Source organism: Curvibacter sp. APW13, from assembly GCF_032337135.1.
Taxonomy (GTDB): Bacteria; Pseudomonadota; Gammaproteobacteria; order Burkholderiales; family Burkholderiaceae_C; genus Allorhodoferax.
Window position 1 is genome coordinate 1,428,229 of the sequence record NZ_JAVXZZ010000001.1, and the last position, 21,111, is coordinate 1,449,339.

At 61.3% G+C, this 21,111-nt stretch carries 16 protein-coding genes and 1 pseudogene; 13 read left to right on the plus strand and 4 right to left on the minus strand.

The window, feature by feature from the left end:
• Positions 1–3 precede the first annotated feature (3 nt).
• Genes RQP54_RS06595 through RQP54_RS06610 form a run of 4 tightly spaced genes read left to right on the plus strand, consistent with a single transcriptional unit; the run spans position 4 to position 5,011 of the window.
• A complete protein-coding gene (locus RQP54_RS06595; RefSeq protein WP_315677767.1) occupies positions 4–1,503 on the plus strand; it encodes a DUF4178 domain-containing protein in 1,500 nt (499 codons plus the stop codon).
• A gap of 22 nt (positions 1,504–1,525) precedes the next feature.
• The gene (locus tag RQP54_RS06600) at positions 1,526–1,744 is read left to right on the plus strand and encodes a DUF350 domain-containing protein (protein ID WP_315677376.1); all 219 of its coding nucleotides are present in this window, start codon (positions 1,526–1,528) and stop codon (positions 1,742–1,744) included.
• A gap of 40 nt (positions 1,745–1,784) precedes the next feature.
• Positions 1,785–3,329 carry a polyamine aminopropyltransferase gene (locus RQP54_RS06605; protein WP_315677377.1) on the plus strand — a complete coding sequence of 515 codons (1,545 nt, stop codon included), beginning with the start codon at positions 1,785–1,787 and terminating at the stop codon, positions 3,327–3,329.
• A complete protein-coding gene (locus RQP54_RS06610) occupies positions 3,326–5,011 on the plus strand; it encodes an FAD-dependent oxidoreductase (protein WP_315677378.1) in 1,686 nt (561 codons plus the stop codon). The genes RQP54_RS06605 and RQP54_RS06610 overlap by 4 nt, the downstream gene beginning before the upstream one ends.
• Here the strand turns inward: RQP54_RS06610 and RQP54_RS06615 are convergent.
• The gene (locus RQP54_RS06615) at positions 4,998–5,384 is read right to left on the minus strand and encodes an S-adenosylmethionine decarboxylase (protein WP_315677379.1); all 387 of its coding nucleotides are present in this window, start codon (positions 5,382–5,384) and stop codon (positions 4,998–5,000) included. The two genes, RQP54_RS06610 and RQP54_RS06615, sit on opposite strands and share 14 nt — an antisense overlap.
• A 107-nt stretch (positions 5,385–5,491) precedes the next feature.
• Here RQP54_RS06615 and tkt point away from each other — a divergent pair, with 107 nt between their 5' ends.
• Both tkt and gap read left to right on the plus strand, forming a co-directional pair.
• Positions 5,492–7,570 carry a transketolase gene (gene tkt, locus RQP54_RS06620; RefSeq protein ID WP_315677380.1) on the plus strand — a complete coding sequence of 693 codons (2,079 nt, stop codon included), beginning with the start codon at positions 5,492–5,494 and terminating at the stop codon, positions 7,568–7,570.
• Between the two features lie 45 nt (positions 7,571–7,615).
• Positions 7,616–8,614, plus strand: a complete 999-nt coding sequence (gene gap / locus RQP54_RS06625; protein ID WP_315677382.1) for a type I glyceraldehyde-3-phosphate dehydrogenase — start codon at positions 7,616–7,618, stop codon at positions 8,612–8,614.
• 131 nt (positions 8,615–8,745) lie between these two features.
• Here the strand turns inward: gap and RQP54_RS06630 are convergent, their stop codons facing one another.
• The 3 genes from RQP54_RS06630 to RQP54_RS06640 form a co-directional block, all read right to left on the minus strand.
• A complete protein-coding gene (locus RQP54_RS06630; protein WP_315677383.1) occupies positions 8,746–9,663 on the minus strand; it encodes an SMP-30/gluconolactonase/LRE family protein in 918 nt (305 codons plus the stop codon).
• A gap of 228 nt (positions 9,664–9,891) precedes the next feature.
• Positions 9,892–11,439: an ammonium transporter gene (locus RQP54_RS06635; protein WP_315677384.1), complete on the minus strand. Its 1,548-nt coding sequence runs from the start codon at positions 11,437–11,439 to the stop codon at positions 9,892–9,894.
• A 23-nt stretch (positions 11,440–11,462) separates the two neighbouring features.
• Positions 11,463–11,801: a P-II family nitrogen regulator gene (locus RQP54_RS06640; protein WP_315677385.1), complete on the minus strand. Its 339-nt coding sequence runs from the start codon at positions 11,799–11,801 to the stop codon at positions 11,463–11,465.
• Between the two features lie 283 nt (positions 11,802–12,084).
• Here RQP54_RS06640 and RQP54_RS06645 point away from each other — a divergent pair.
• The 7 genes and pseudogenes from RQP54_RS06645 to RQP54_RS06675 form a co-directional block, all read left to right on the plus strand.
• A pseudogene (locus RQP54_RS06645) lies at positions 12,085–12,975 on the plus strand (YifB family Mg chelatase-like AAA ATPase); the annotation flags it as partial.
• A 471-nt stretch (positions 12,976–13,446) separates the two neighbouring features.
• Positions 13,447–14,544 (plus strand): nucleoid-associated protein, encoded by a 1,098-nt coding sequence (locus RQP54_RS06650; protein WP_315677386.1) that lies wholly within the window; start codon positions 13,447–13,449, stop codon positions 14,542–14,544.
• Complete coding sequence (locus RQP54_RS06655) at positions 14,541–15,530, plus strand: RelA/SpoT domain-containing protein (RefSeq protein WP_315677387.1); 990 nt, start codon at positions 14,541–14,543, stop codon at positions 15,528–15,530. Before RQP54_RS06650 ends, RQP54_RS06655 begins: the two co-directional genes overlap by 4 nt.
• Positions 15,531–15,535: 5 nt before the next feature.
• A complete protein-coding gene (locus tag RQP54_RS06660; RefSeq protein WP_315677388.1) occupies positions 15,536–16,045 on the plus strand; it encodes a hypothetical protein in 510 nt (169 codons plus the stop codon).
• Positions 16,046–16,105: 60 nt separating this feature from the next.
• On the plus strand, positions 16,106–17,944 hold the full coding sequence (locus RQP54_RS06665; RefSeq protein ID WP_315677389.1) for a hypothetical protein: 1,839 nt from the start codon (positions 16,106–16,108) through the stop codon (positions 17,942–17,944).
• Entirely contained in the window at positions 17,941–19,518 is a 1,578-nt protein-coding gene (locus RQP54_RS06670; protein ID WP_315677390.1) for a hypothetical protein, read from the plus strand. Before RQP54_RS06665 ends, RQP54_RS06670 begins: the two co-directional genes overlap by 4 nt.
• Before the next feature lie 379 nt (positions 19,519–19,897).
• The gene (locus RQP54_RS06675) at positions 19,898–20,905 is read left to right on the plus strand and encodes a hypothetical protein (protein ID WP_315677391.1); all 1,008 of its coding nucleotides are present in this window, start codon (positions 19,898–19,900) and stop codon (positions 20,903–20,905) included.
• Positions 20,906–21,111 lie beyond the last annotated feature (206 nt).

Sequence of the window (21,111 nt, forward strand, 5' to 3'; positions counted from 1 at the left end):
ACCATGGCAACGGAGTCCAACACCCTACGTTCCTACCGCGCCCCCTGCCCCGGCTGCGGCGCCCCGGTGGAATTCCGCTCCGCCCAGTCCACCCACGCCGTCTGCGCCTACTGCAGCAGTACGGTCGTGCGGGAGGGCGAGGTCTTGAAGCGCCTGGGCAAGATGGCCGAGCTGTTCGACGACCACAGCCCACTGCAGCTCACCGCCAGCGGCAAGTACCAGGGCCGTGCCTTCACGCTGCTCGGGCGGCTGCAATACAAGTCGGCCGATGGCACATGGACGGAGTGGAATGCCCTGTTCGACGATGGCAGCACGGGCTGGCTCGCCGAGGACAACGGGGCTTACGTCTTCAGCTTTGCGCTCAAGACCCAAAGCGCGGTGCCGGAGGCGGCGCGTTTCCGCATCGGTGCGCGTACCGCCATCAACGGCCAGCCCTACACGGTGGCCAGCAGCGGTTCGGTGCAGCTCATCAGTGCCCAGGGCGAACTGCCCAAGCTGCCTGCACTGGGCCAGCCCTTCGATCTGGTGGAGCTGCGCGGCGACGGTGCCGAGGTGCTCAGCATCGACTACACCCAGCAGCCCCCCACGGTCTCCCAGGGCCTGGCAGTGCAGCTCGATGATCTGGCCTTGGCCGGGCTGAAGGACGAATCGACCAAGGAGGAGAAAGGCCGCCAGTTCGACTGCCCGCACTGCGGGGCACCGGTGCAGGTGACGCTGGCCACGACGAAGTCGATTACCTGCGCCAGCTGCAACAGCCTGATCGATGTGAGCGCAGGCCTTGGCGGCGAGCTGCGCAGCGCCATCCAGGACGAACCGATCAACCCGCTGATCCCACTGGGCAGTGTGGGCACGCTGCAAGGCACGTCCTGGCAGGTGGTGGGCTTCCAGCACCGCATGGGTGTGGCGCCCGGTGACGATGAGCACTTCGGCTGGAGCGAGTACCTGCTGTACCACCCCAAGAAGGGCTTCTGTTTCCTGGTCGACTCGGAAGAGGGCTGGAGTCTGGTGCGGCCGACCACGGGTGCGCCCAGGCTGGGCAGCAGCCTGGCCAACAAGGCCAGTTACCTGGGCTCGGTGTATACGCTCAAGTACAGCTACGAGGCCGAGACCAACTACGTCTGTGGCGAGTTCTACTGGCCCGTGGTGCGGGGCCAGAAGACCTCCAACAAGGACTTTGCCAACGGCAAGCGCCTGCTGTCGATGGAACAGAGCGCCACCGAGCTGGTGTGGTCGTACGGCGAGCAGATCAGCAGCGATGCCGTAGCGCAGGCATTCAAGCTCAAGGACAGGCAGGACCTGTTCAAGCGCGACGTGGCGCCCTTCAGCGCGGCGCCCAGTGTCAGTGTGGGGACGGTGATCATCGTGCTCATCGTCATCGTGCTGCTGCTCAGTGTGCTGGGGCGCTGCTCCAGCTGCGACCCGCAGGTGGAAAACTGCAATACCAGCTACCGCACCTCGGGCGGCTCCTGGGGCGGCTTCTCGGGCGGCGGTGGACACAAATGATTTTTTTCGCAAGGAGATGGATATGGGTTACGAACTGATCAAGCCGGGCGCGGTGCTGGCCTCGCTGCTGTTCGCCCTCTTGGGCGTGGCAGTGTTCTGGCTGTGCTTCCTCATCATCGACAAGATCACGCCCTACGACCTGTGGGGCGAGATCGTCGAGAAGCAGAACGTGGCACTGGCCCTGGTGGTCGCTGCCATGAGCCTGGGCATCTGCATCATCGTGGCGGCCGCCATCCACTAGCCCAGGGGGCCGCCGCCCGGTGGCCCCGCTGCTCTTCGCCTTGAACCCGGAATCCCGCACCGGAGCCCAGCGCTCCCTGCAAGTCACGCTGCTGGCCAGCGTGTTCGTCATTGCCGCCTGTGGGCTGGTGTACGAACTCGCCGCGGGCGCCCTGGCCTCGTACCTGCTGGGCGACTCGATCCTGCAGTTCTCCACCGTCATCGGCTGCTACCTGTTCGCCATGGGCGTGGGCTCGTGGCTGTCGCGCTTCTTCGAGCGCCAGCTGCCGGCACATTTCCTGCGCATCGAGCTGCTGGTGGCCCTGGCCGGGGGGTGCCTGCCTGCACTGCTGTTCCTCACCAATGCCTATGTGCCCGGAGCCTTCCGCCTGGTGCTGTACCTGCTGGTGGCGCTGGTGGGCGTGCTGGTGGGGCTGGAGATCCCGCTGGTCATGCGCATCCTGCGCCGCGAGGTGGCGCTCAAGGAGCTGGTCTCGCAGGTGCTCACCTTCGACTACCTGGGTGCCCTGGCGGTTTCGGTGGCCTTTCCGCTGCTGCTGGTGCCGCAGCTGGGGCTGATCCGCACGGGTCTGTTCTTCGGACTGCTCAATGCGGCGGTGGCCGTGTGGGCGCTGTGGGTGTTCCGCCATGAGCTGCGCCGCCACAGCGCCCATGCCCTGGCCTGCGCCCTGACCGTGCTGGTGCTGGGCGCCGGCTTTGCCGCAGCCGACCAGATCAGCGCGCTGGCCGAGGACAAGTTCTACCACGAGCCCATCGTGCTCTCGGCCACCTCGCCCTACCAGCGCATTGTGGTCACCCACGGGCGCACGGGCTACAAGCTGTTCCTGAACGGCAACCTGCAGTTTGCCGAGCGCGACGAGTACCGCTACCACGAGGCCCTGGTGCACCCGGCCATGGCGGCGTTCGGTGCGCCGCGTCGGGTGGCCGTGCTCGGCGGTGGCGACGGCATGGCGGTGCGCGAGATCCTCAAGTACCCCAGCGTCGAGTCGGTCACCCTGGTCGAACTCGACCCGCACATGAGCACCCTGTTCGCCCAGGACGCGGCCATGGTGCGCCTCAATGCGGGTGCGCTGCGTTCGCCCAAGGTCCAGGTCGTCAACACCGATGCTTTCCAGTGGCTGCAGGACGGTCTGGCAGCGAATGACACGTTTGACGTGATCGTGGTCGACTTCCCCGACCCGACCAACTTCTCCATCGGCAAGCTCTACACCCAGAGCTTCTACGCCTTGCTGGCACAGCGTCTCTCGGCCAGCGGTTATGCGGTGGTGCAGACCACTTCGCCGCTGGTGGCGCGCCAGAGCTACTGGACCGTGGTGCAGACCATCGAAGCGGCCGGCCTGCGCACCACGCCCTACCACGCCAATGTGCCCAGCTTCGGTGAGTGGGGCTACGTGATTGCCAGCCACCGCCCCTGGCGCCGGCCCTCCGCCCTGCCAGCGGGCCTGCGCTTCCTGGACCTGCCTACCTTGGATGGCCTGCTGCAGTTTCCGGCGGACACGGCCCGGGTCGATGCGCCGGTCAACCGCTTGTCGAACCAGGTGCTGGTGCAGAGCTACGAGACGGAGTGGGGGCGCGTGGCGCCATGAAGCGGCGCACGGTGCTGGGTGCAGGCCTGGGCGTTGCGGGGCTGGCTGCCTGCGGTGCCGAGGGGGCGTCCGGCGCGCACATCGAAGGCGGGTTCACCGGCATTGCCATCGAACGTGGCCATGCCCTGCGCGACGGTGGGGCACCGCGCGCACTGCCAGGGGCGAAAGTGCGCCGCACCCAGGTGCTGATCCTGGGCGGCGGCGTGGCCGGGCTGGCTGCGGCACGCGCGCTGCGGCTGCGCGGCGTGGACGACTTTGCCGTGCTGGAGCTCGAAGACAGCGCCGGCGGCAACGCCCGCGCTGGCCGCATGGGTGGAATCGACTGCCCGCTCGGTGCCCACTACCTGCCCCTGCCCAGCGACGAGGCGCCCGAGGTGCAGGACTTGCTGGAGCAGCTGGGGCTGCGCCAGCGCGTGGCCGGGCGCTGGCAGTACGACGAGCGCCACCTGTGCCACAGCCCGCAGGAGCGACTGTTCCTGCACGGTGCCTGGCAGGAGGGGCTGCTGCCTTGGCAAGGCGTGGGTGCGGACACACGCGCCCAGTACGCGCGCTTTGCTGCGCTGGTGGCCCAGGCCCAGCGCGCCGCACGCTGGACGCTTCCGGTGCAGAACCGGCCTGCGGCACCGATGCAACGTGCTCTGGCAGCCATTACGTTCGAAACCTACCTGGCCCAGCACGGGCTCGACGACACCTACCTGCGCTGGTACCTGGACTACTGCTGCCATGATGACTTTGGCGCCGGTATCGCCACCGTGTCAGCCTGGGCCGGCATGCACTACTTTGCCAGTCGCCACGGCTTCCATCCCGGCGGCGAGGCGGGGGCCGAGCGCGAGGGCGTACTGACCTGGCCCGAAGGCAATGCCTGGCTGACACAGCGCCTGGCGGCTCCCCTGGGCGAGCGCCTGCACACGGCCCGGGTGGTGCTGCGCGTGGAGAGCCAGCGCCACGGCGTGGCGGTGGAGGCCCTGCATGTGCCGAGCGGCACGGTGGAACGATGGCAGGCCGAGCACGCCATCGTGGCCTTGCCGATCTTCGTGGCCGCACGCGTGGTGCAGAACCCGCCGGACTTCCTGCGCCAGGCACTGCAGCGCAGCGCCTATGCGCCCTGGCTGGTGGCGAACCTGCAGGTCAGCGCGCCCCTGCACGACCCGCCCGGGGCCGCTCCGAGCTGGGACAACGTGCTCTACGGCACTTCCACGCACTGGGGCTTGGGGCTTGGCTATGTCGATGCCCGGCACCAGAGCCTGCGACCCGTGCCCGGCCCCACGGTGCTCACGCACTACCGCGCCCTGGGGCAGGTCGCGGGTGTCGGTGCCCCGGTGGGGCAGGCCGGGCGCCTGCGGCTGGCCCAGGGCCGCTGGCAGGACTGGCGCGACGCCATCCTGGCCGAGCTGTCGATCGCGCACCCGGACCTTGGCGCCAAGACCACGCGCCTGGAACTCACGCGCTACGGCCACGCCATGGCCGTTCCCGTGCCCCAGCCAGATGGTCAAATTGGGCTCTGGCCCGCGGAAATACTGCGTGAGCAGCTATCAAAACAGAAGCGACTGCGGAGTGGCGGGCCGCCCCGACCGGTGCTGGCCTGGCAGCGCCTGTGCTTTGCCCACAGCGACTGGGCAGGCTATTCGGTGTTCGAGGAAGCCTTCACCGCGGGCCACGCGGCGGGGCTCAGTCTGGGCTAGGCGCCTGACCGCGGTGCAGCGCATGCGCGTGCAGTCGTTGCGGCAGGAACAGCGCCACCACACTGTCGCGCAGGGCCTGGGCCTTGGCGGAGTGGTCGGCGCCGAAGTTGCACACATAGACATCGAGCGTGGCAGAACAGGTTTCGGGCCAGGTGTGCACGCACAGGTGTGACTCGGCCAGCAGCACCGTGGCCGTGATGCCGCCGGGGCCATGGGGCGAGTCCGGAAAGCGATGCGCGAGTTGGGCTACGGGCTGCAGACCCGCGGCCTGCACCAGGGCCACGCAGCGCGCCAGCACGGCATCGGCATCGGTGAGCCAGCGCTGTTCGCAGGTGCAGTCGAATAAGTCGGCAGTGAGGTGCAGGCCATGCATGGCGCGCACTGTAGCGCATGGGCCCAGGGCGTTCGTAAGCCTGTCCACAAGCCAGCCGGTAAAATGCAGGGTTTTCCCCATCACCAACCCACACGGAGTCGCCCTGGATGGCCACCACCCCCAACACCCAACAAATGGCCAGCGCCATCCGCGCCTTGGCCATGGACGCTGTTCAACAAGCCAACTCGGGCCACCCCGGCGCGCCCATGGGCATGGCCGACATGGCCGTGGCACTGTGGGGTGAGCACCTGCGCCACAACCCCGCTAATCCGCAGTGGGCCAACCGCGACCGTTTCGTGCTGTCCAACGGCCACGGCTCGATGCTGATCTACGCCCTGCTGCACCTCACCGGCTACAAGCTGCCGATGGCTGAGCTGAAGAACTTCCGCCAGTTGCACAGCAAGACCGCGGGCCACCCCGAAGTGGGCATCACCCCCGGCGTGGAAACCACCACCGGCCCGCTGGGCCAGGGCATCACAAATGCCGTGGGCATGGCGCTGGCAGAGAAGCTGCTGGCCAACGAATTCAACCGCGAAGGCCACGCCGTGGTCGACCACAACACCTACGTGTTCCTGGGCGACGGCTGCATGATGGAAGGCATCAGCCACGAAGCCTGCGCACTGGCCGCGAGCTGGAAGCTGAACAAGCTGATCGCCCTGTACGACGACAACGGCATCTCCATCGACGGCCAGGTCGGCCCCTGGTTCTCCGAACAGGTGGCCCTGCGCTTCCTGGCCTACGGCTGGAACGTCATCGGCCCCGTGGACGGCCACGACACCGCCGCCGTGTCTGCCGCCATTGCCCAGGCCAAGACCAGCACCGACAAGCCTTCGCTGATCGTCTGCAAGACCCACATCGGCAAGGGCAGCCCCAACCGCGCCAACACGGCCAAGGCCCACGGCGAACCCCTGGGTGCGGAAGAGATCAAGCTCACCCGCGAATCCATCGGCTGGAGCCATGCCCCCTTCGTGATCCCCAAGGACGTGTACGCCGACTGGGACGCCAAGGCCAAGGGCGCTGCCGCCGAGAAGGCCTGGAAGGAAAAGTTCGAGGCCTACAAGGCGGCCTACCCGGCCCTCGCCAAGGAACTGCTGCGCCGCCTCAAGGGTGACCTGCCCAAGAACTTCGTGCAGGTGGCGGTGGACACCGTCATCAACGCCCACGAAAAGGCCGAGACCGTGGCCAGCCGCAAGGCCAGCCAGCTGGCGCTGGAAGCCTTCACCGCCGCCCTGCCCGAACTGCTGGGCGGATCCGCGGACCTGACCGGCTCGAACCTGACCAACACCAAGTCCACGCCCAACCTGCGCTTCGACGGCCAGGGCAATGTGGTGAACACGGAAGCGGGTGTGGGTGGACGCCACATCAACTACGGCGTGCGCGAGTTCGGCATGGCCGCCATCATGAATGGCGTGGCCCTGCACGGCGGCTTCATCCCCTACGGTGGCACTTTCCTCACCTTCTCCGACTACAGCCGCAATGCCATCCGCATGGCTGCGCTGATGAAGCAGCGCGTGATCCATGTGTTCACGCACGACTCCATCGGCCTGGGTGAAGACGGCCCGACCCACCAGTCGATCGAACACGCCGCTTCGCTGCGCCTGATTCCGAACCTGGACGTCTGGCGTCCTGCCGACACGGCCGAGACCGCCGTGGCCTGGACCGTGGCACTGCAGAACGAGACCAAGCCGACCGCCCTGCTGCTCTCCCGCCAGAACCTGGCCTACGCCCCCAAGGGCGACTCGGCCGAGGCGCCCGACGCCAGCGGCCTGGACGCCATCACCCGCGGTGCCTACGTGCTGTCCGAGCCCTCGGACATCGGTGTGAAGAAAAAGGCCCAGGCCGTGATCATCGCCACCGGCTCCGAAGTGCAACTGGCCCTGGCGGCGCAGAAGCAACTGGCCGAACGCAAGATTGCCGTGCGCGTGGTTTCCATGCCCTCCACCACCACCTTCGACCGCCAGAGCAGCGACTACAAGTCGCAGGTGCTGCCGGCTGGCTTGCCGCGCGTGGCCGTGGAAATGGGTTCGACCGACGGCTGGTGGAAGTACGGTGTGTCTGCCGTGGTCGGCATCGACACCTATGGTGAGTCCGCCCCGGCGCCGGTGCTGTTCAAGCACTTCGGCTTCACCCCCGAGAACGTGGCCGACACCGTGGAAGCCGTGCTGGCCAAAGCCCGCCGCAAATAAGTTGCCTGCATCGATTTCAGTGTTTTAACTTCGGAGAAAAAGCAAATGGCTATCAAGATTGGTATCAACGGCTTTGGCCGCATCGGTCGCAACGTGCTGCGCAGCGCGATCCAGAACTTCTCGGACATCGAAGTGGTCGCCATCAACGACCTGCTGGAGCCCGATTACCTGGCCTACATGCTGCAGTACGACAGCGTGCACGGCCGCTTCAAGGGCACCGTGTCGGTGGAAGGCAACAGCATCATCGTCAACGGCAAGAAGATCCGCCTGACCCAGGAGCGTGACCCCGCGAACCTGAAGTGGTCGGAAGTCGGCGCCGACATCGTGATCGAGTCCACCGGCCTGTTCCTGGACAAGGCCTCGGGCGAGAAGCACCTCGCCGCTGGCGCCAAGAAGGTCATCTTCTCCGCGCCTTCCAAGGACGACACCCCCATGTTCGTCTATGGCGTGAACGACAAGACCTACGCCGGCCAGGCCATCATCTCCAACGCCTCCTGCACCACCAACTGCCTGGCTCCCGTGGCCAAGGTGCTCAACGACAAGTGGGGCATCAAGCGCGGTCTGATGACCACGGTGCACGCTGCCACCGCCACCCAGAAGACCGTGGACGGTCCTTCGAACAAGGATTGGCGCGGCGGCCGCGGCATCCTGGAAAACATCATCCCCTCCAGCACCGGTGCTGCCAAGGCCGTGGGCGTGGTGATTCCTGAGCTGAACAAGAAGCTCACCGGCATGTCCTTCCGCGTGCCCACCTCCGACGTGTCCGTGGTTGACCTGACCGTGGAACTGAACAGCGAAGCCACCTACGAAGAGATCTGCGCCGAGATGAAGGCCCAATCCGAAGGCGCCCTGAAGGGCGTGCTGGGCTACACCAAGGACAAGGTGGTGGCCACCGACTTCCGCGGCGAGACCTGCACTTCCGTGTTCGATGCCGACGCCGGCATCGCGCTGGACAAGACCTTCGTCAAGGTCGTGGCCTGGTACGACAACGAGTGGGGCTACTCCAACAAGTGCCTGGAAATGGTGCGCGTGGTCGCCAAGTAATCGGCAATTACCTGCCAAGAAAAAGCGCCCTGCGGGGCGCTTTTTTGTTTTCACCTGTCGTTTTGGCCTGTGGCCCGCGTATTGGTTGCGTAGGCAGCTATCAAAAACAGAGCGAATGCTGGGGCGTTGGTTCAGTCCGCGAACTGCATGAAGTTCACCGGCAAGCCCGGCGTAGCCACCTGGCGGTAGAACACGCTGCCCGAGTCCGGCAATGCGGCCAGCTCATCGGCAGGGCGGCCCTTGCTGGCCGTGGTGACGTACAGCGTGCGCAGGTCCTCACCGCCGAAGCAAGGCATGGTCGGGCACTGGGCCGGCAGTTCCATCTCCTGCTGCAGGCTGCCGTCGGTTGCAAAGCGGCAGACCACGCGGCCCTCGTACATGGCAGCGGTGTAGTGACCGTGCACATCCACGGCGGCGCCGTCGGGGCGGCCCTGGTAGCGCCGATCCTTCCAGGTCCAGCCTTCGGGCTTGGGGGCCACTTTCACGAAATCGCTGCGGTTGCTCAGCACGTTGGTGTTGGATGCGTGGCTGAAGGCGACCACCGTGTGGCGCGGCGTGTCGGTCCAGTACAGCGTGGACGCGTCCGGACTCCAGGCCAGGCCATTGCCGGTGAGTGCACCGCTCACATGGCAGTGCACCTGCGCAGTGCCTGAGCGGCAGTCGATGGAATACAGGGCAGCGGCATCGGCCGACTTGGTTTCGTCCACGGTGCCTACCCACAGGCGCCCCTGCGGGTCGCACTTGCCGTCGTTGGCGCGCACGGTGGCGGTGTCGTAGGGCAGGGTAGCCACGAGCTCCAGGGAGCCACCCCAGTCCCGGGCGCGGTAGATGCCGTTGCGCAAGGCAATGACCAGCCCGCCACCGGCCACCGGGGCGATGCAGCCGGGCTCGGTCGGCATGTCCCAGCGCTGCACCTCACCCATGTAGGTGTTGGCGCGCAGCAGTTGCCGACCTGCGATGTCGACCCAGTACAGGGTGCTCTCCAGCGGGTGCCAGAACGGGGACTCGCCGAGTTCGCAGCGGGAATTGGGAAGGGTTTGCCAGGGCATGGGAATCACAGTGTGCGCACAAACCGGGGGTTTTACCAGCAAAAAAAAGCGCCCGAAGGGCACAGGGCTCCTTCGGGCGGCAATCGACTCACTTCGGTCCCGGTACGTAACCGGGATGACGGGTTCGCCTTCAAACGTATAACTGCGTTGCTTCGTCTCGCCGTGCGATTCGCACTGTCTTCGACTGCGCGCCTTGTTCTACGCTCGAATGCAAACCCGTCAGAGGGTTTAGCGGTTGTAGGCGGTTTCGCCGTGGCTGGTGATGTCCAGACCTTCGCGTTCGTCTTCTTCGCTGACACGCAGGCCGATGGTCAGGTCCACGAGCTTGAAGGCCACGAAGGACACGATACCGGACCACAGCACGGTCACACCCACAGCCTTGGCTTGGGTCAGTACCTGGGCGCCCATGGTGTAGGCGTCGGCGGTGACCATGGCCACGGTGGTCCAGTCAGCCACGAGGCTGGGGCCACCCAGGTTGGGGCTGTTGAACACGCCGGTCAGCAAGGCACCCAGGATGCCGCAGACACCGTGCACGCCGAACACGTCCAGCGAGTCGTCCGCACCGAGCAGCTTCTTCAGACCATTCACACCCCACAGACCGGCAAAACCGGAGAGGAAGCCGATGATCAGGGCACCACCGATACCGACGTTGCCGGCAGCGGGGGTGATGGCCACCAGGCCAGCGACGGCACCGGAAGCAGCACCCAGCATGGAAGCCTTGCCACGCAGCATGGCTTCACCCAGGCACCAGGCCAGCACAGCGGCGGCGGTGGCACCGAAGGTGTTGATGAAGGCCAGGGCAGCGAAACCGTTGGCTTCCAGGGCGGAGCCGGCGTTGAAACCGAACCAACCCACCCACAGCAGGGAAGCACCGACCATGGTCAGTGTCAGGCTGTGAGGCGCCATGGCTTCCTTGCCGTAACCGATACGCTTGCCGACCATGAAGGCACCGACCAGACCGGCGACAGCGGCGTTGATGTGCACCACGGTACCGCCGGCGAAGTCCAGCGCGCCCCACTGCCACAGCAGACCGGCCTTGCTGTTCATCTCATCGACCACACCAGCGGCGGTGTAGGCGTCAGGACCCATCCAGAACCACACCATGTGGGCGATGGGAGCGTAGGAGAAGGTGAACCACAGGACCATGAAGGCCAGCACGGCGGAAAACTTCATGCGCTCGGCGAACGCGCCCACAATCAGTGCACCGGTGATGCCGGCAAACGTGGCCTGGAAGGCAGCGAACACGATTTCGGGGATGTACACGCCCTTGCTGAAGGTGGCAGCGTTGGCGAAGGTGCCTGCAGCGTTGTCCCAAATGCCCTTCATGAGCACGCGGTCGAAGCCACCGATGTAGGCGTTGCCTTCTGTGAACGCCAGGCTGTAGCCGTACAGGAACCACAGCACCACGATCAGCGAGAAGGTGACCATGACCTGCATCAGCACCGACAGCATGTTCTTGGAGCGCACCAGGCCACCGTAGAACAGGGCCAGACCCGGCACGGTCATCAGGATGACCAGCAGGGTGGAGACCATCATCCAGGCGGTGTCGCCCTTGTTGGGTACGGGCGCTGGTGCGGCGGCAGCGTCAGCCGCGGGCGCGGCAGCAGCAGCGGCCGGAGCTGCGGCAGCAGCGGGTGCGGGGGCTTCAGCCGCGGCAGGCGCCGAGGCGGTGGCCGCAGGGGCGTCGGCCGCGGGCGCGGCGGACTGGGCCAGGGCCACAGAGCCTGCACCGAGCAGGCTCCAGCCCAAGACCATGGAAGCAATCAGTTTTTTCATGGTGGTGATCCTGAGAATTGGAATTACAGGGCTTCCTTGCCGGTCTCGCCGGTGCGGATGCGGATGACTTGTTCGACGTCGTAGACAAAGATCTTGCCGTCGCCGATCTTCCCGGTGCGGGCAGCACCTTCGATGGCTTCGATGACCTGTTCGACGAGGGCGTCGTCGACGGCAGCCTCGAGCTTGACCTTGGGCAGGAAGTCGACCACGTACTCGGCGCCGCGGTACAGCTCGGTGTGGCCCTTCTGGCGGCCGAAGCCCTTGACTTCGGTGACGGTAATACCCTGTACGCCAATACCGGAGAGGGCTTCACGCACCTCGTCCAGCTTGAACGGTTTGATGATGGCCGTTACTAGTTTCATGGTTTCTCCTGGTTAGGTGGGAGCGGCTGGCGGCTGCGGCCCACGGGGTCATATAGAAGGCTGTCGGGGGTTGCACCTGCCATCAGCAGGCGGTGGCCCCAGGGGACGCAGGGCTAAAAGCACAAGCCGTGCCAACCCGAAATCAGCGCCTCCACGCGACCCAGGGCTTGGTAAAACCCGTTGCATCCGCTAATATCACTGTATAAATAAACAGTCTGCACTGTTTTGGGGCTGCTTGCGCTGCGGGTGCAGCCGTATTGCACTGCTTTAGGGAGAAATTCGCATGGGCTTGTCTTTGGTGCGCAGTCGATCGCTGCAAGGGCTGCAGGCCGTGGAGGTGCTGGTGGAGGTGCACTTGGCCAACGGGTTGCCAAGCTTCACGCTTGTGGGCTTGGCCGATGTCGAGGTCAAGGAAGCGCGTGAGCGGGTGCGCTGCGCGATCCAGAACGCCCGCCTGGAGTTCCCCAACAACAAGCGCATCACGGCCAACCTGGCGCCGGCCGATCTGCCCAAGGACTCCGGCCGGCTGGACCTGCCTATCGCGTTGGGTCTGCTGGCGGCCAGCGGGCAGATTGACGCCGCCAAGCTCGCCAACTATGAATTTGCCGGGGAGCTGTCCTTGTCCGGCGAGTTGCGCCCGGTGCGCGGCGCGCTGGCCATGGCCCTGGCATTGCGCCAAGGCGGCAGCACGCGGGTGCTGGTGCTGCCACCGGGCAGTGCCGAGGAAGCCGCCCTGGTGCCCGACGTTTCGGTCATTCGCGCCCGCCACCTGCTGGACGTGGTGCGCCGCTTTGTCCCCACGCCCTTGCCCAACGACGATCTGACCGGCGAGGCCGACGATGGCGGCTGGGTGCGGCTGCAGCCCACGCCGCGGCGCTCCACGGCACCCGCTTTGGATTTGGCCGACGTCAAGGGCCAGGCTGGCCCGAAGCGGGCCCTCGAAATCGCAGCGGCCGGCGGCCATTCGGTACTGTTGAGCGGGCCGCCCGGTTCCGGCAAGTCGATGCTGGCCCACCGCTTTGCCGCCCTGCTGCCGCCGCTCGACGACGAGCAGGCCTTGCAGAGCGCGGCGGTGCGTTCACTGGCGGGTCGCTTCGATCTGGCGCAATGGGGGCAGCGCCCCACCGGCAGCCCGCACCATTCGGCCAGCGCCGTGGCCCTGGTGGGTGGCGGCTGATGACTGTATTATTATTTGATAATATTTCTTTTAACTGATAATTGTACCGTTATCTGATAATTTGACTTTAAAATGCCTCAAGCTGAGGCGGCCCTGAAAAGCCAGACATATATCCATTTCGCCTCAGATCTGAAAATGGAGAAGGCAAGGAACGTAAATCGCATAAGGCATAGCCAAAAGCATGGGATCAAGCGTTTCGCCAAGTCCATTCTCAACGCCTTGGGGGTTTAACAACCTGCAGAAGCCACATCCACCGCAATATTGAGCTCCATAGGCAGCAGGTGACGCGTCAGCGAGGCGCCATTTTTTCGTCCCTTCTTGCACAGGTGGGGGAAGCTACTTGGTACGGTCAAGCAAGATTCGGCGAAGTACATCCCACAAGGACTCTCCGGTTGGCACACCTGACGCCTGTAAGATGTGTAAGACAGTGCAATATTCTTGCACCGGGGAGCAGAGGAAAAATAACATATGGCATTCGAAAACCTCACGATTGGCCGCATCATCATTCATGAGATCTTCCGCATCAACGAAGATCGAAACATGGTGGAACCACGCTATGGAAATGGCTTGATTCAGCTTGATGCTGAAGCCAAAGACGCCTTGCAAAAGCGAATCACCGAAGCCCTCGGTAGTTCGTCGCACGGCGTCGAAATGAGCATCAACGACGCAGGCGCTCATAGTGTTTGGTCTTCTACAAAGACCATCATTGAAGCGGCAGGCAGCGACGCCCAATTCATCCAGCTATCGCAAGCAATAACGGCAAAACTTGCAGCCTCGCAGACCACCAAGGTGGTACCTGGGGGCATTGTGGTGATCATAGATGGCACTGCAGGCCACCCTGCTCGTCCTTTCGTTTGCGTCATCAAAGCGGAACCACACCCAGGGTTTATCAAGCGAGAAGAAAACGGTCACCTATTACTGGAATATCTCCGAGACCTCATCCTTACTCCTGAGGCCAAGCTGTACAAAATCGGAGCGTTTGTCCGGTCCGATGCAGCCCAAGCCAATGCTCAGCAGCCTACTGCTGGCTGGCGGGCATTTCTCTTTGATGATCTGATCACCAAGGGAAACAAGTTGGGAGCGGCTCACTATTTCTATTCAACTTTTCTGGGGTTGAAATTTCCGTCCAACAGTGCATTCCAGACCAAGGAATTCCACACGCTCACCAAGAAATTTATCAGATCAGCGGACATCAGTGAAGAAAGCCGTAGCGATCTTTTGAATGCCCTGACCGCCTACCTGAAAGCTGACCAAATCGCCACTATTCAAGTGGGAATTTTTTCAGATACCTACCTGGGGACGGCGGAACTCAAGGACGCCTACACCCACTACATGGAGCAAAACGAGTTTCCTGTACAGGCGATCCATAAAGACCTTAGTGAAGTGGCTCCCGCCCTTAAAAAGCGCAAAATCTCTTTTGGGCACAACATCAGCCTGACCGCCCCTCCAGAGGAGTTCGAGGGTTTGGTACGCATCCAATCCATTGATGGCGACGCGGATGAGCATGGACAAGTGCCCAAGTGGACCCAAATCACCATCAGAGACCACATTCGGGAACAGGAATGAAAGAAGCCGAGCTTCTTGCCAAATGGAGGGCTGAACGGCCTCTCTACGAGGCTTGGGCGGACTTCATTAGCCAGAAAGTACACGAGGCACTTCACACCAGTATTGCCCCTGTGTCACTCGACTACTTCATCAAGGTACCCGTAAAGCCCAGGCTCAAAGCTGACAGCACACTAGTCGACAAGGCCCTGCATCGCAAGAAGTATGCGAATCCCTATGAAGATTTGACCGACAAAGTTGGCATGCGATTCGTCGTCCTGCTGACAACCGACATCAGAAAAGTTTGCGCTGTCATCGAGGCGGGGGTGGGGAAAGGCCTTTGGGATGCCTCAAAGGATCGAGACTATGAACAGGAGCGACTTGATAAGCCCTTGGAGTTCTCGTACCAATCGGTCCACTACATACTACGTGCCAGGGAAGGTGCCGAACATCAAGGACACAAGATTCCTGTAGGTGCTTCCTGTGAAGTCCAGATCCGAACCCTATTGCAGCATGCTCATAGCGAGCTAACGCACGACACGATCTATAAGCCCAAGACAACGGCAAAACCCGAGGTCAAGAGGACAGTTGCCAAGAGCATGGCACTCATTGAGGCGACCGATGAGTTCTTTGAGAAAGCCATTAAGGACCTTGATGAAGCGGCCCGTCCTGGCCGTGAGCTCATGGCATTTTTGACTAGCATCTACGAAGAGGGCGTCAAAGCCTCTGCAGGCAGTGAACTGTCCAATCAGATTCTGATCGACACATGCTTTGATCTGGCGCCGGCAACTCCCTATAAGGAGATCAACGACTTCTTGCAGGCCAAGGGCTTTGTATTTGACAGGATCAAAGAGCGCATCGCTACCAGTCACTTTTTCACCCAACCTATCGTGCTTTTAGCCTACTACCTCGCATACGCCAAACCTGCTCAAGTCAAAGACATATGGCCCCTTGATCGGAACGACTTGGCCCTGGTTTTCAGTGACCTAGGTAAAAAGTTCGAGGACTGACTTTTATGCGCTTTCCATGGACGAAAGACAAATACGCGTTGTCTCCATACCTTCGCGATCCAAATCGCCTCGGCGACGTCATTGCGGCAATTCAAGCCATGGCGACATACAAGTTCTACAAACTTTCTTTCGCTAGCTGGGCAGACCGAATGTCAGCCGACGAGTCACAGGCGGACAAATGGCGAACAGTATTTATTGAGCACCCAGAGTTTTTTAGGTTGGACTCGGCAAAGGAAAAAGCATCATTGGTTTGGCGGCGGCAATTTCCGAAGAGGTACGACGTTGACACTGTCAAAGTGCTGACGAACGACGAGTACGAACAGCTATCTCCAGAAATGAAGTTTCGCATTTCCCGGGTCCCCTTAGCGTCAGCTGACATTAAGGCTCTTATAGATACGGCAGTGAATCTTCATTCACGTGCTTTGGAGCATCAAAAAGATAAGCGTTGGTGGGCCGCACTTGCTGGCGCTGTCGGTGGCTTAGTCGGCTCAGTACTTGGGGCACTACTCAAGTGAGTCAGCACTCTATTGTTGAAACCTTCGGCCATTGATATCGATTGGCCTCGTTACTTAACTATGTCTGCTGACCCCATTACTTACTGCCTAGAGCGAGTTTCCGACTATCGGGACTTCGAGCGACTCTGTTCAGCTTTTCTGGCTGGCGCCGGTTATCCCGACATCGACCCACTGGGTGGAACAGGTGACGAGGGTCGGGACGCCATTATTAGAAATGACGGATCGGGGCGAAAGATTGGCTTCGCATATACGGTTCGATCAGATTGGCGCGTCAAGCTCGCGAGCGACTGCAAGCGAATCCACGAAAAGGGCCACTCCCCGGATATCTTCGTCTTTGTTTGCACGGAGGCACTGACAGCATCGGAGAAGGACTTCGCGTACAAGTTCGTCACCGACAAATATCAGTGGACACTCGACCTGTTCGATATTGAGAGATTGAGGGCACAACTCGTCGGACCCCAGCGGCACCTGATTGCACAGCACTCCAGTATCTTCACGCCGCCGTTCTTCCCACAACGTGGTGGTCAGTCAATCGCTGAAAGTCGGGATACCTTACTGATAGATCATGTTGCAGCCGACCATGCATTAGCCACTTGGCTAGCCCGTCGTCTATCGCTAGCGGGATTTCAAACTTGGTGTCAGGGAACCGCCCCTCTTGCAGGGGAGAACGCAGACGAAACTGTGCGCACGCTGCTCGACACGCGCGCAAACCACTATTTACCCGTCTGCTCCTCTGCCAGCCTCGCTGATGGGGTGTTTCTGGAACGTTGCACGATCGCCGCAACCAGGGAGGTTTTTGTGCTTCCCTGCAAATTGACCACAACACCAGATCCACGCATGCCATCGAGACTCGCCAAGTTAGCACCAGCAGACTTCGACAGCTCATGGAACACCGGTTTGAACCAGGTACTAGAACGGTTGAGCGCATTGGGCATCAAGCCATCGCTTGAGCCTGACCGAGGGCGACAAATTGCTCTCAGAGACTACCTTCCTACACGAGTTACGGTTGCAAAGCCCGAACCTGTTTTTGCTAATGTTTTCCCGATTCAATTACCCAAGACCATGCTCGTCTTCGACCTGCGAAAGTCGTTGACGGACGTTGAAACACTTGAACTTCGTAAGCATTGGGCATTTGTTGAGTTAGGCGCATATCGTCTCATCGCTTTCATGCCACCGCCACGGCAGACCATTTCCTCGGTGACTGTCGAGCGCACCCCTGAATTTCTTTGGGAAGACATTCCGCATAAAGATGGCAAAAAGACCATGGACATTGCCAAAGAGCTTGCCTGGCGCAGCCTTGAGGTCGTATGCGCGCAAAAGGGATTGAAGTTCTGCAGTGACAGACGGGTTTTGTATTTCCCTGAGCGCGAAACGGGCGACTGGAATCAGTCGATTCAACACGTTGACGGTCGCTCAACTACTGTGCGGCTCAACGGTGAGCGCACAAAGGGATGGGGGGATCGTGCTTCTCTATTCCTTTACCAACTTGCACCCAAATTCCGACCTCAACGTGACGCTGATGGTTCTTGGAGCATGTTGGTCAACGTCTACATACGCGTTACGACCCTTGAAGGTGCGATGTTTGAGGGCAAGGAGATTGGCCGGCGTAGAAAGATTGTTAGCAAGAGTTGGTGGAACAAGGAATGGCTAGCGCGTTTACTGGGGGTAGTACAAGCCCTTCAGACCAGTGACGGCCGTATCGAGATTGGGGAAGGTGCCCGCGCCGTATCGATGCTGAGCAAACCGCTAAGTTGGGATTGCCCGGTGGGCCTGGATGTCTCTGTACTTTCCGGCATGTCCGACATCGGAGAAGAGATTGCGCAATACCGCGTCCGCGATGAGGACGATGACGAGAGCGACGAAGCTTCCCCGGCCTTAAAAGGAGCTTTAGGCGCATGACCGACACATTCCACTTTCTCGGTGAACCTCTGCTTCAGTTTGGGCTTGGTCAAACGGCCGAAGATCCACATGATGGTTTGGCACTTTTTGGCCCCGCTGAGCCGCGCACACAAATGCCGGACAACATTGTTATCGGCACAGCACAAGGCATTGAGCTTTGGAAAGATTGGTGCGCCGCCCTGAATGCACCGGCTGCATGTGTTGATCCGACGCGCCATCGAGCTTGGCCACCGTTTCCTGGCTATGACGTCGCTTTCGGAGCAAAGTGGCCCAGTCCAACACGGAGCTACCCCGTAGAAGCAGCTCCGCTGTCGGATGCATCGCGAAAGGCTGATCGCTTTGAGCGCGCCTTTGCCGTTGCAAACCTCTACATGGGAGCGCTTGATCGTGTGGCAAAAATGGACGCTCGGCCAGCGTTGGCCATAGTGGTCGTTCCTGATGAGGTCTACGAGAATTGCCGGCCTAAATCATCGGTGGTTTTCTCCCAGCGAAGCGATGCCACTCGGACCAAAGATGAAGTGAAGTTCATCAAGCAGGCTATTGATGATCGAAATAGCGGGCAATGGCGGATGTTCGATGACGAGGATCCGACCATCACGGCAAAACTTGAGGAGTTGGATGAGTTTGAGGAGGCCAGAGGCTTGTCACCCGATTTCCGCCGACAGCTGAAGGCTCGAATGATGGCCTTTGAATTGCCAGTTCAGATCATTAAAGAATCCACCCTGCGCATTCCGGCACAGGTACGGAATGGAGAGCCCGGTACGAATCCTCTATCTGACCGACTCTGGAACTTCGGCACAGCTGTTTTTTACAAATGTGGCGCTAAGCCCTGGAAGACTCCGTGGGCTCGGGAGGGAGTCTGCTATGTCGGACTCGCCTACAAGCTTACTGAAGATGGTCGTAATGCATGCTGCGCTGCACAGATGTTTCTTGATAGCGGTGATGGCGTGGTTTTCGTCGGTGAGTTCGGTCCGTGGTACTCCACGGAGCGAGGGGAATTTCACCTACCACCCGACAAGGCTGAGGCCCTGTTGCGAGGAACTATCGCGACTTACCAACAGGAAGATGGACGGCCGTTGAAAGAAATATTCTTACATGCTCGCTCGGGGATAGATGCGGATGAGTATGAGGGTTTCAAACGCGCTTGCCCACCGGACGTCAATTTGGTTGCCATTCGTGTCCGCCAGGATCGCGGTGGCCTGCGCCTCTACAGATACGATGAGCATCCCAACGTGGCTAAACGCGGCCAGCACCCTGTACAACGAGGCGTCTTCTGGCAACGCTCGGCACGCCACGGACTTTTGTTTACCAACGGATTCAAGCCCAGAATTGCAACATATGACGGATTCGAGGTTCCCGTCCCCCTTGCAATTACGGTTCAGCACGGCGACGGTGACTTAGTGCAAGTCGCCAAAGACATCTTAGGTCTTACCAAGCTGAACTACAACTCGTGCCAGTTGGGTGAGGGGCAACCCATTACAGTCAAATATTCGGACCGCGTGGGAGAAATTCTGCTTGCTAATCCCGGCTTGCCGTCGGACAAGTGGAAGCACAACTTCAAGTACTACGCCTGAGAAGACGGTCAAGTCAGCCGGAATAAACAGCATGGATCGGCTGTCGCCGCGACTCTTCAAAATGACTAAGTGACCGCACAGCAGGTGCGTATTCCGGTTGACCTGACCATCTGTTCCGGGAATTGCTGACCACCAACAGCAGGTTTTCTTGTGTTGACCAGAGTTTGTTGCTGCACAGGCGTGGAACGTCAACAAGGGGCCAGTTGCAGTCGCTTGCGAGTGTCTGCTATCGGACGGTTGAATCCGCCAGTAAAAGCAATGGGACGGCAGTTTGTTGATCGCGCTCTAAGGCGCTGTAGCGCATAGACCGTACAAGAAACCTTCCCACAAAGTATGCCGGGGATCGCCAATAGAGCTGGCAATCTCCTACCATGGTGCCATGCGCAATGTAGTTGCCGGTCCCCTTGAAACCAGCTTTCTTGCTGACCTGGAAAACATCGCCCTGGATCTCATCAAGGCGTTTGGGTTGCGGTACAAACAAGAACAGGTAAACCTGAGCTGTCCCCTGATGCGCTGGATGGACTTTCGCCATCGGTATGTCGAGCCCATCCCCCGCCCAACGGTTTTCTCCGACAAGTTCCGCAGGATCCAGCTGCCGCCCGACGCCGCGCGCGCGCTGCATCAGCTGGTGGGCATGTTTGAAGCCGGCGCCAACGTCAATCCCTACCAGGGGCGGGGCCTAATCATCAACAACGATACCAGTGCGCTGGCCGGCCACAAGCGCACCGACTTGCTGTTCGCGGACTGGGGCATCCTGCACTTTCACCTCACGACCAAGCTTATCCCCGCTGGCCAATATTTCTCCGCGCCTGCTGACTATCTGGCGTTTTGCCTTGTCGGCAGCGACGCGGTGGCCTTTATCGACGTCCTTAGGCACCCTAGCAGGGAGGGCTTTGCCAACATGGATTTGTTCGAGACCATGGCTAGGAACTGGCCGGAATACATCGAGCAATACCGGCTCAGGGGCATCCTGCCCGGACGTCGGGTCCTCACCACCAAGGAAGTGAGTACGCTCAGGGAAGGGGGCGTGGGGGCCATCTATAACTATCAGGGGGCCGCGTACATAGGGCCCGGCGGAGGCGTGACATCTGCTTGCACGCCGGTGCGCCTGACCGTTGCATGCGACCACATCACGGAAGGGGTCAGGACACTGGCCAGAATCGTCGACGACCCTGCAGGGCAAGTCCGCAAACACCCAGTTTTGGCGGCCGTGCCCGTCCCCCAGTTCCAACTTGGACTCTGTCAAAGCGGGTTGTTGGTTAGAGAGACTCACTCCAACACCAGCTTTGACCTTCTCCAGGATGGTCCAAGCGATGGACCTACTTGGGTGCGGCAGTTAAGCGAAGCGATTTCTCCAGTATGGGCTATCAACGCTCTCCAGCCCTAGCTAGTAGAAATGCGACCTGACTGGCAGAGGGAAGGGGCGGATGCGTGTAGTCGCAATTGAGTTCTGCGAGTCTGGACTGCCGAGCAGGTGCAGGATTTACCAGAGAGTGCTGTAGGGTCTCCCGGAGCCCCAGCGTACTCAAGAACACTTCAACTTTCTGCTACGCTGAGAAAACAATGAGCCTAATAGGCCAACAGCGGAGGAAA

What these genes read in the sequence shown, in the direction of transcription:
- RQP54_RS06675 (WP_315677391.1), top strand. Translation starts at nt 19,898, where the DNA reads ATGCGCAATGTAGTTGCCGGTCCCCTTGAAACCAGCTTTCTTGCTGAC.
- RQP54_RS06635 (WP_315677384.1), bottom strand. Translation starts at nt 11,439, where the DNA reads ATGAAAAAACTGATTGCTTCCATGGTCTTGGGCTGGAGCCTGCTCGGT.
- RQP54_RS06655 (WP_315677387.1), top strand. Translation starts at nt 14,541, where the DNA reads ATGAAAGAAGCCGAGCTTCTTGCCAAATGGAGGGCTGAACGGCCTCTC.
- gap (WP_315677382.1), top strand. Translation starts at nt 7,616, where the DNA reads ATGGCTATCAAGATTGGTATCAACGGCTTTGGCCGCATCGGTCGCAAC.
- RQP54_RS06670 (WP_315677390.1), top strand. Translation starts at nt 17,941, where the DNA reads ATGACCGACACATTCCACTTTCTCGGTGAACCTCTGCTTCAGTTTGGG.
- tkt (WP_315677380.1), top strand. Translation starts at nt 5,492, where the DNA reads ATGGCCACCACCCCCAACACCCAACAAATGGCCAGCGCCATCCGCGCC.
- RQP54_RS06640 (WP_315677385.1), bottom strand. Translation starts at nt 11,801, where the DNA reads ATGAAACTAGTAACGGCCATCATCAAACCGTTCAAGCTGGACGAGGTG.
- RQP54_RS06595 (WP_315677767.1), top strand. Translation starts at nt 4, where the DNA reads ATGGCAACGGAGTCCAACACCCTACGTTCCTACCGCGCCCCCTGCCCC.
- RQP54_RS06610 (WP_315677378.1), top strand. Translation starts at nt 3,326, where the DNA reads ATGAAGCGGCGCACGGTGCTGGGTGCAGGCCTGGGCGTTGCGGGGCTG.
- RQP54_RS06660 (WP_315677388.1), top strand. Translation starts at nt 15,536, where the DNA reads ATGCGCTTTCCATGGACGAAAGACAAATACGCGTTGTCTCCATACCTT.
- RQP54_RS06630 (WP_315677383.1), bottom strand. Translation starts at nt 9,663, where the DNA reads ATGCCCTGGCAAACCCTTCCCAATTCCCGCTGCGAACTCGGCGAGTCC.
- RQP54_RS06650 (WP_315677386.1), top strand. Translation starts at nt 13,447, where the DNA reads ATGGCATTCGAAAACCTCACGATTGGCCGCATCATCATTCATGAGATC.
- RQP54_RS06665 (WP_315677389.1), top strand. Translation starts at nt 16,106, where the DNA reads ATGTCTGCTGACCCCATTACTTACTGCCTAGAGCGAGTTTCCGACTAT.
- RQP54_RS06615 (WP_315677379.1), bottom strand. Translation starts at nt 5,384, where the DNA reads ATGCATGGCCTGCACCTCACTGCCGACTTATTCGACTGCACCTGCGAA.
- RQP54_RS06600 (WP_315677376.1), top strand. Translation starts at nt 1,526, where the DNA reads ATGGGTTACGAACTGATCAAGCCGGGCGCGGTGCTGGCCTCGCTGCTG.